The organism is Campylobacter sp. CFSAN093229, from assembly GCF_011068225.1.
Lineage (GTDB): Bacteria > Campylobacterota > Campylobacteria > Campylobacterales > Campylobacteraceae > Campylobacter_D > Campylobacter_D jejuni.
This window is the reverse complement of record NZ_JAAMXB010000009.1, coordinates 76,717-85,622: the sequence shown is the minus strand read 5'-3', so window position 1 is coordinate 85,622 and position 8,906 is coordinate 76,717. Positions and strand designations below refer to the sequence as shown.

Genomic DNA, 8,906 nt, shown 5'->3' with positions numbered 1-8,906 from the left:
AAATTGCTAATGAATCAGCTATTATTTCTAGTACAGTAAGTGATATAGCTAATAATATCTTAGAAGATGTTAAGAAGAAGAGGTTTTAATTAGTCATTCAAGCCCAAAAAAAGGCTTGAATTTTAAAAATTTATGCTATGATTTTATATATTTTATCAAGGAAAATATATGAATTTATGGGATAAAAAAGCCAAAACTTACACAAGATATCAAAACACTTTAAATACGATACAAAAGCAAACTTTTGAATATTTCCAAAATTTAAAGATTTCTTTTCAAAATAAAAGCATTATAGATATAGGATGTGGAACTGGAGTTTGGACTTTACACTTAGCTAAAGAGGCTAAAGAAATTTTAGCTCTAGATAGTGCAAATACTATGCTTGAAATTTTACAAGAAGATGCTAAAAAACTAAATCTTAACAATATAAAATGCGAAAATTTGAGCTTTGAAACTTGGATGCAAAACAATCCTAATGCTAAATTTGATCTTGCATTTTTAAGCATGTCTCCTGCTTTGCAAAATAAAAAAGATTATGCAAATTTCTTAAATCTAGCTAAAATAAAAATTTATCTTGGTTGGGCTGATTATAGAAAAAGTGATTTTTTAGATCCGATTTTTAAATATTTTAATACCGAATTCAAAGGTTATTATAAAAAAGATTTAGAAAGTTATTTGCTAGAAAAAAATATATTTTTTCATAAGATTGTTTTTGATGAAACACGCAAAGTTCAAAGAACGAAAGAAGAGGCTATAGAAAATGCTTTATGGCATTTAAGTATGAACAAAATCACAGCTTCTAAAGAAACTGTAAGTTCTTTTGTTGAAAATGATATTATTGAAACTATAGAATCTAAAATAAAACTTTTAATTATAAATAACTTATAAAAACATTAAGCTTATATTTATTACAATTTCACTCATTATTTCAAAGGAGTTTTTAATGATTAAAAATTTAATCATTAAATTTGGACGCTTGATTCTTGATGCAATTGCAGCAATAAGTTTTGTTGCAGCTTTGCTTTATTCTCTTTTTATGATGTTTAGTATTGGATTTCTAGCTGGTTTATTGTCGCTGATAGTCAGTTTTATTGCTTTATTTTTAAGCTTCTTTGTGATCTATCTTGTTATAGATATCAGAGATACTCTTGTAAATAAAGCTTAAATTTTCCACCTTAAAGGTGGAAAATCAATGTTTTAATTGAAATTTTAAAATTTCTCCGGCCATATAAGGCACGACTTGATTGTATTTATCTTCATAAACATTTGGCACTTGCCATTCTTTTTCTTCTAAAGTTAAAATTTTATCTTCTTTAAATTTCAAATCATAAATTTTACAAGCGTTATCGCTTAAAAATTTTTGCAAATTTTCTTCTGAGCTATTTTGCTTAAATAATTCAGCTAAAACAGGTAAAATCACTGGGGCGCTAAATACACCTGCGGCACAACCACAACACTCTTTAGTATCTCTTGGGTGAGGCGCACTATCACTTCCAAACATAACTTTTTCATAACCACTAAAAGCAAGTTCGCAAAGGGCTTCTTTATCTTCGTAACGCTTGGCTATAGGCTTACAAAAAAGATGAGGATTCATTTTACCTCCGATAATATCATCTAAAGTGATGATTAAATGATGTAAAGTGATTGTCGCGTATAAATTTTCATAATCTTTTAAAAGTTCACATAAAGTTTTAGTGGTAATATGCTCCATAACAATCTTAAGTCGTGGAAAATGTTTGGCTAATTTTTCATAAATTTTAGCAAAATTACTTTCCCTGTCCATTACAAAATCATTGGTTTCTCCATGCACTAACAAAGGAATATTTAAATCACTCATAGCCTCTAAAGTAGGTTTTAAATACTCTATATCAAAACTTGAAACTCCACCATTTGAATTTGTTGTAATTCCTGCTGGATAAAGTTTAATGCCAAAAATTTCATCTTTAGCACTGTAAAGAAATTTCTCATCATAATTTTTAAAAAAAAGTGTCATTAAAGGAGTGAAATTTTCATCTTTACAAGCCTTAAGGATACGCATTTTATAAGCTTTTAAATCTTCTAAATTGCAAAGCGGAGGGATTAAATTTGGCATAATCACAGCTGCACAAAAATCTCTTGCACTAAAAGGTGCGATAAGTTCTAACATTTGATTATCTCTTAAATGCAAATGCATATCTAAAGGATTTTTAAGTATCATTTTTATCTCCTATATTTAGCTGATAAAATCCATTCTTAAGGCGCTTAAAAAGCTTTTTTTCTTCTAAAAATTTAAAAGTAGCAATGATAGTGGGTTTGCTTTGATGTAATTTTTCTTCAAGCTCACTGATTTTAATCATAATAAAACCATTTTCATCAGCATTTTCACATAAAAATTTTAACAATTCAAAACGCTTTTTTCCTAAAATTTCTCGTATTAAATTTTCAAATTTCATAAGCAAATACTATATAAAATAAAGCCCCAAACAAAAAGAGCTAAAAGCACACTAAAAAACACTGCCGCACTCGCACAATCTTTAGCGATTTTTGCCTTTTCATGCCATTCATTAGTAACTAAATCAACACAAGCTTCAATAGCCGAATTTAAAGCTTCTATAATTAAGATAAGCATTAAGACACTTACCAATAACAAATGCTCCAAAAAACTAACTTTTAAGAAAAAACTAAAAACTATCGCAGGGATAATAATGCAAAGTTCAATTCTAAACGCCATTTCATTTTTAAATAAAGCAAAAATCCCTTCTAAAGCATATCTTGCGTTATTTAAAAAATGATATTTAGGCTTCATGGATTTGCCTTAAGTTTAGGATTTAATAAATCATATTCTGGTTCATAAACACTTGTTTTTACATCAAAATATCCTAAAAGAGTGCTAAAAAGATTATCTTGAGAAAGTTTTAAACCTTTATGCTCTTTAGCTAAATTCATTAAATTTTCATCATTACTCCAAAAAATAGCAGGAATATGAGTTTGATAACTTGGCGCTATAGCATAAGGCATACCATGAAGATAAATATCATTTTCGCCCAAACTTTCACCATGATCTGAAAGATAAAACAAAGAACTTTCATAATCTTTTTGTTCTTTTAATAGTTTTATAATCTCACTTAAAAGATAGTCTGTGTAAAGTAAAGTATTGTCATAAGTATTGATTAAAGCCTTACTATCACATTTTGAAAGTTCATTGGTATCACAAGTTGGAGTAAATTTTTTAAACTCATTTGGATAGCGTTTATAATAAGTTGGCCCGTGAGAACCTTGCAAATGAAGAACTATTATATTTTGATCACTCAAATGATTTAATTTTTCTTTAAAAGGAGTGAGTAAATTTTCATCCAAATCACTAGAAAGCTTTTGTTTATAAGCCAATCTATCACAAACCCCTTTACAACCACCAGAATTATTATCAAACCATGTAGCATCTACACCTGTTTTATAAAGTATATCCATAGCATTTTCTTGAAATTCTGAACTCGAATAATCTCTACGCTTGGATATAGAAAACATACAAGGTAAACTTACCGCTGTTGCTGTTCCGCATGATGAAAAATTATCAAAAAAGACTACATTATCTTTTTTAGTGTAGAAATTGGTATCATTTTTAGCATATCCACCCAAAGAGTAATTTGCCGCTCTAGCGGTTTCACCTACTACCAAAACCAAAATTTTTTTAGTGTGATTGTTTTCTCTATAAGCATCATTAGCTATGGTTTTAAATTCTGGCTTAACTTTTACAAAACGAATATAATAACGATATACGGCATAAAATTGATAAAAAGGTGTATTGTACATCCTTATTTCATTATAATTTCTAAAAAAAGGCAAGAAAGTTTTGCTTAAAGGAATTAAAACCGCACTAACCACAATCAAAGCCGATATTATATTGATAATTTTAATTTTCATATGAGATTTAAAACTACTATAATCAATTTTTACTTTAACAACATAAAAAACCAATAATAAAGCCAAAACAACAAATAAAATCAATTTTAAATTTAACAAATCTTTTACTTCTTTGATATCCGTTTGAACAACATTTTGTATCATATCAGAATCTATAAGCACTCCATAAAAACTAATGAAATAAACACTTAAAAAAGATGATATTATAAACAGTATAGAAAAAAATTTGGTAAAAAATTTCACAAAAAATAAAGAAAAAATCGCATGAACCAATGCCAAATAAGCTATAATGAAAACAAAAGTTATAAACCAATTTTGATTATTTTTTTCATACACAAACTCAAATAAATTAAAATTTAATATTGCAATCATTAAAGAATTTAAAAAAGTAAACCAAAACCAATTTAATTTAAACATATCAATCCCACCTTTTAAATTTTTTAAGGTTTTAATTCTATTAAATTTGTTTAAATAGATTGTAGTTTTAAATCTTTTTATGTTATGATTTACACTTTTAATGAAAATTTTAAGGAAAACAATGAAACTACTTTCATGGAATGTAAATGGCTTAAGAGCTATTTGTGATAAAAATGCACTTGATTGGATAGCACGAGAAAAAATTGATTTTATAGGTTTTCAAGAAATCAAAGCACATGAAGATAAATTTCCTAAAAAAATTTATGAATATCCTTTTAAACACATGTATTTTAATTCTGCTAAAAGAGCAGGATATTCTGGAGTAATGAGTCTTTGTAATTTTGATAGCGAAGTAAAAAAATGTGAATTTTTTGATGATGAAGAAGGCAGGGTTTTAGAACACCGCTTTAAAAATATTGCACTTTTTAATATCTATTTTCCAAATGGTCAAAAAGATGAAGAACGTTTAAATTTTAAAATGAAATTTTATGCAGATTTTTTAGTATATTTGGATAAGCTTTTAAAAGATGGGTTTGAAATTATCATTTGTGGTGATGTCAATACCGCTCACAAAGAAATCGATCTTACCCACCCAAAAGTCAATACCAACACTTCAGGTTTTTTACCTATAGAAAGAGCTTGGATTGATGATTTGCTAAAACTTGGTTTTATAGATACTTTTAGAGAAATTAATGGTGAAATCAAAGAAAAATACTCGTGGTGGAGCTATAGAATGAAAGCAAGAGAAAGAAATGTAGGCTGGAGGATTGATTATTTTTTCATTTCAAAGGGGTTAAAAGATAAACTTAAAAACGCTTTCATAAGAGATGATATTTTTGGCTCTGATCACGCACCTGTAGGTATAGAAATAGATATTTAATATCCCAAAAAATGGGATATTATTTTTTAACAAATTTTTTTGCTTTTTCCCAAAGTCTTACACCGAGCTTTTTAGCTTTTTTAGAATTTAAATCTTTGTATTTTTCACTAGCAATTTTTTCTAATTCAAAAATTTCTTGTTTAAAACGATTTAATTTTCTTTGAGTAAGTTTGTTAAAATCATTAATCTTTGGATTTTTCTTAATATCATTTAAAACTAATATTAGTTGCTCTCTGCTTTCACCTGCAAGACGTCTAAATTTAGCAAAAAGATTATCAAGTTCATGTTCTAGCAAATTCTCAACTATACTCTTACAAGGATCATTTTGTAATTGAATCTCTTTTTTTAAAAGAGCAATAAAATCATCTTCTATACCTATTAGTTCTTTACTTTTTAAACCAACATCTTCTTCAAAATTTGCATAAGTTAATGAAGCTTTAAATTTTTCCATTGCTAAAACAATACCATCTCTTGTGCCTTTAATAACACCTAAACAAAGATCTTTTGCATAAGCCATAGATTCATTAGCTATTTCAAAAGCGGTATTTAAAATAATACTTGAAATTTTTAAAATTCTTTCTTTTTCAAAATGAGCTTCACAAATGGCATTATATACGAGATTTTTAGCTATTTCACTACTTGTAAGTTCTATATCTTCAGCCTTTTCTAATGTAGTTAAAAAAGCACTTTCAGCGGTTTCTTTTAAAATTCCAAGCATTTCTATATCAAATAAAATAGCATCATTTAAACCGCCACTAAATTCATCGCAAAAAGAACATTCTTGTAAAATATTCTCGAATTCAAAAAAATTATCGCTGATTTGATTTTTAATCAAATTCTTTTGATTTTCAATCTGTTTGTTTAATAATTCAGCTTCGCTAATATACTCATAAAGTGAATTTTGAGCATCTACAATACTCGCCTTAACCAAAGCTTTGATAACCTTTGTAACATTTTCATCATCAAAAAAATCAAGTTTTTTCAAAATAGTTAAAAATTCAACCAAAAGAGAATTTAAAACTTTTTTTGTTTCATGAGGATTATGTGAAATTTGCTTATACGCAAGATTAAAACTCAAGTCTTCGAGTAAATCACTTGCTTCATCTTTACCGAGATTTGATAAAGAATTTTCAAAAATAATTAAAGTATTTTTCATTTTTCCTTCTTTCTTAAAGTACAAATTTTGCTTTAGCTTTTAATTTATCAAATATATCCAAACGATCTTTTTTGCTATCAACATAAACATTTAATAAATAACTTTGATATTTTCCACTCGCACTTGAATTCGAATGTTCAAATTTATATTCTCTTTGACCTAAAATTTCTTGAAAAATTTCACTTGCCTTAATATGCACCTCAAAAATCACCTTATAATCCCAAAAAGTAGGATAATTGATCTGAGGTTCTTTTTTAAGATCGCACAAATTTACCACTTTTACCTCCTTCTTTGCTTTCAAGCACTATATCCGTAATCCTCATTGATTTATCTATAGCCTTGATCATATCATATATAGTTAAAAGTCCTATACTAACCCCACTTAAAGCTTCCATTTCAACCCCTGTTTTACCTTCACACTTAACTGTTACAATAAGCTTAAATGCACATTCTTTAAAAAATTCCACAATATCAGTTTCAACTTTAGAAAGCATTAAAGGATGGCACATAGGAATAATTTCACTTGTTTTTTTAGCCCCCATTATAGCCGCAACAATAGCTGTTTGAAGAACAGGACCTTTTTTTGCGGTATTATTTTTAATTATATCAAAAGCTTCTTGACTCACATATATCATACCGCTAGCTGTGGCTATTCTTGAAGTAATATTTTTATCGCTTACATCTACCATTTTAGGATGATTTTTTTCATCTAAATGACTTAATTTCATAAATTCACCTTTTAAAAAATTATAAAAATTATAGCAAAACCAAACAAATTTAAGATAAAATAAGCTTTGTATTTTTATTTAAGGAGAAAACAATGGCTTATGAAGATGAAGAAGATTTAAATTACGATGATTATGAAAACGAAGATGAAGAATATCCACAAAATCACCATAAAAATTATAATTACGATGATGATGATTATGAATACGATGATGATAACAATGATGATGATTTTTATGAGATGGATTAAGAATGAGCAAAACCCTTAATCAAAAAGATATAAAAGTTTTAGGACTTTCATCATTATGATTAGTATTTTGTAATGGTTATTCCAACTTTTACTCTAGCTTTTATTCCAAATTATGAAAGCATAGGTTTTCTTTGTATTGTGCTTTTAGTTTTTATACGCATTTGTCAAGGCATTGCTATAGGCGGGGAACTTCCTGGAGCTTGGGTTTTTGTATACGAACACGCACCACAAGGTCAAAAAAGAACTTATTTGGAAATTTTAACCGCTTCGGTTGTAGGTGGAATTTTATTAGGTAGTTTAGTTTTTTTAATTATGAATAAAATTTATACCCAAGAAGAACTTCATGAATGGGCTTGGAGAATTCCATTCTTTTTAGGTGGAATTTTTGGATTATTTCTGCTTATTTGAGAAAATTTTTAAGAGAAACTCCTGTTTTTGAACAAATGAAAAAAGACAAGGCTTTAGAAAAATTTCCTTTAAAAGAAGTGTTTAAAAAAGCTAAAATGGGAATTGTTCTTTCTATGATGATTGCTTGGGTTTTGACAGGTTGCATTGTTGTAATGATTTTGCTTATGCCTAGCTATACGGCAAAAATACTTCAAATTAACACTTCTATACAAACCTATCTTCAAATAGGTGGAATTTACTTATTTGCCTAGGGTGTATTATAAGTGGAATTTTAGCGGATAAAATAGGCATTATCAAATCTTGTGTATTTTTTAGTGTTTTTTTTGGAATTGTAAGCTTGCTTTATTTTAATACTCTATATAGACAAAATGCTGATTTTAACCTAGTAGCTTGCTTATATTTACTTGTATGTTTTTTTAGCGGAGTGATGAATTTTTGTCCTTTAATAATGAGTGAAGTATTTGATGCAAAAATTAAATTTTCAGGACTTTCTTTTTCATATAATATTGCTTATGCTATAGCTGGAGGTTTAACTCCGCAACTTGCTTTTTTCTTGCATAGTTTTGCCTTAGATAATTTAAGTAATTTTTGGCGTTTTTCTTTGGGAATTTATGTTTTCTTTTTGGCTATTATAGCTTTGCTATGTGCATTTATTTTTTCTTATCTTAATAATACCCAACGCACATACTCTCAGTGATTTTGATACGCTTTTCAAAAGGAGCTGGGCTAAAAAAATGGCATTTTTCTATATAAATATGCTGATGATAATTTAGCCCTAAAAAATCATAAAATTTTTTTAGGTTAACAAATTTAATCCCGCAAATCTCCTTAAGCTCTAAAAGTTTATAAATAGAAGAATTATTTTTTTCCACTAAATGAGAGGGAGCTAATCCAGTAAAAGAGCAAAAAGCACTTGCCAATACAAAACCATTTAAACCATTACACTGCCTTAAAGCTTGCTGATGTTTTTCTAAAATGCAATTTCTATGCAAAAATACAATTCTTGTTCCTTGATATCTACCTATTTCTACATTTTTCCAAAATTTATAAGCATTTTTTGAAATTCCAGCAAAACGATGAAATTCAGCGTTTAAAATATAATGATCTAAAAATTCATTAGGAGGTAAGATTAAACTTTTCATCACTATAATTTAGAATCTAAAGGCTCT

General features: G+C 27.7%; 11 protein-coding genes and 2 pseudogenes. 5 read left to right on the top strand and 8 right to left on the bottom strand.

Annotation, left to right across the window (positions count from 1 at the left end; genetic code table 11):
- Window positions 1-168 precede the first annotated feature (168 nt).
- Together FBE93_RS06000 and FBE93_RS05995 are read left to right on the top strand one after the other, a co-directional pair.
- Entirely contained in the window at window positions 169-888 is a 720-nt protein-coding gene (locus FBE93_RS06000) for a class I SAM-dependent methyltransferase (protein WP_165434266.1), read from the top strand.
- 55 nt (window positions 889-943) lie between these two features.
- Window positions 944-1,158: pseudogene (locus FBE93_RS05995) on the top strand (hypothetical protein).
- 31 nt (window positions 1,159-1,189) lie between these two features.
- Here the strand turns inward: FBE93_RS05995 and pyrC are convergent.
- From pyrC to eptC, 4 genes are read right to left on the bottom strand one after another with little or no spacing between them, the layout of a single operon-like run.
- The gene (pyrC, locus tag FBE93_RS05990; RefSeq protein ID WP_002933900.1) at window positions 1,190-2,197 is read right to left on the bottom strand and encodes a dihydroorotase; all 1,008 of its coding nucleotides are present in this window, start codon (window positions 2,195-2,197) and stop codon (window positions 1,190-1,192) included.
- Window positions 2,187-2,432, bottom strand: coding sequence for a replication/maintenance protein RepL (locus FBE93_RS05985; RefSeq protein ID WP_002861043.1), 246 nt, complete (start codon window positions 2,430-2,432; stop codon window positions 2,187-2,189). Before FBE93_RS05985 ends, pyrC begins: the two co-directional genes overlap by 11 nt.
- Entirely contained in the window at window positions 2,429-2,785 is a 357-nt protein-coding gene (locus FBE93_RS05980) for a diacylglycerol kinase (protein ID WP_002933902.1), read from the bottom strand. Before FBE93_RS05980 ends, FBE93_RS05985 begins: the two co-directional genes overlap by 4 nt.
- Complete coding sequence (gene eptC, locus FBE93_RS05975; protein ID WP_059110879.1) at window positions 2,782-4,317, bottom strand: lipid A/FlgG phosphoethanolamine transferase EptC; 1,536 nt, start codon at window positions 4,315-4,317, stop codon at window positions 2,782-2,784. Before eptC ends, FBE93_RS05980 begins: the two co-directional genes overlap by 4 nt.
- Window positions 4,318-4,438: 121 nt before the next feature.
- On the opposite strand from eptC, the gene FBE93_RS05970 reads away from it, so the two are divergent.
- The gene (locus FBE93_RS05970; RefSeq protein ID WP_002933905.1) at window positions 4,439-5,197 is read left to right on the top strand and encodes an exodeoxyribonuclease III; all 759 of its coding nucleotides are present in this window, start codon (window positions 4,439-4,441) and stop codon (window positions 5,195-5,197) included.
- A 19-nt stretch (window positions 5,198-5,216) separates the two neighbouring features.
- Here the strand turns inward: FBE93_RS05970 and FBE93_RS05965 are convergent, their stop codons facing one another.
- The 3 genes from FBE93_RS05965 to moaC are packed head-to-tail and all read right to left on the bottom strand — an operon-like array spanning window position 5,217 to window position 7,081.
- A complete protein-coding gene (locus tag FBE93_RS05965; protein ID WP_072225805.1) occupies window positions 5,217-6,377 on the bottom strand; it encodes a hypothetical protein in 1,161 nt (386 codons plus the stop codon).
- Entirely contained in the window at window positions 6,367-6,630 is a 264-nt protein-coding gene (locus FBE93_RS05960) for a DUF493 family protein (protein WP_002889304.1), read from the bottom strand. Before FBE93_RS05960 ends, FBE93_RS05965 begins: the two co-directional genes overlap by 11 nt.
- The gene (gene moaC, locus FBE93_RS05955; RefSeq protein WP_002933911.1) at window positions 6,608-7,081 is read right to left on the bottom strand and encodes a cyclic pyranopterin monophosphate synthase MoaC; all 474 of its coding nucleotides are present in this window, start codon (window positions 7,079-7,081) and stop codon (window positions 6,608-6,610) included. Before moaC ends, FBE93_RS05960 begins: the two co-directional genes overlap by 23 nt.
- 92 nt (window positions 7,082-7,173) lie before the next feature.
- Here moaC and FBE93_RS05950 point away from each other — a divergent pair, with 92 nt between their 5' ends.
- Both FBE93_RS05950 and FBE93_RS05945 read left to right on the top strand, forming a co-directional pair.
- Window positions 7,174-7,329 carry a highly acidic protein gene (locus tag FBE93_RS05950; protein ID WP_002851965.1) on the top strand — a complete coding sequence of 52 codons (156 nt, stop codon included), beginning with the start codon at window positions 7,174-7,176 and terminating at the stop codon, window positions 7,327-7,329.
- A gap of 2 nt (window positions 7,330-7,331) precedes the next feature.
- Window positions 7,332-8,434: pseudogene (locus FBE93_RS05945) on the top strand (MFS transporter).
- Here the strand turns inward: FBE93_RS05945 and cheQ are convergent.
- The gene (cheQ, locus tag FBE93_RS05940) at window positions 8,403-8,882 is read right to left on the bottom strand and encodes a cheVAW transcriptional regulator CheQ (RefSeq protein WP_079264939.1); all 480 of its coding nucleotides are present in this window, start codon (window positions 8,880-8,882) and stop codon (window positions 8,403-8,405) included. The pseudogene FBE93_RS05945 and the gene cheQ sit on opposite strands and share 32 nt — an antisense overlap.
- Window positions 8,883-8,906: the final 24 nt, after the last annotated feature.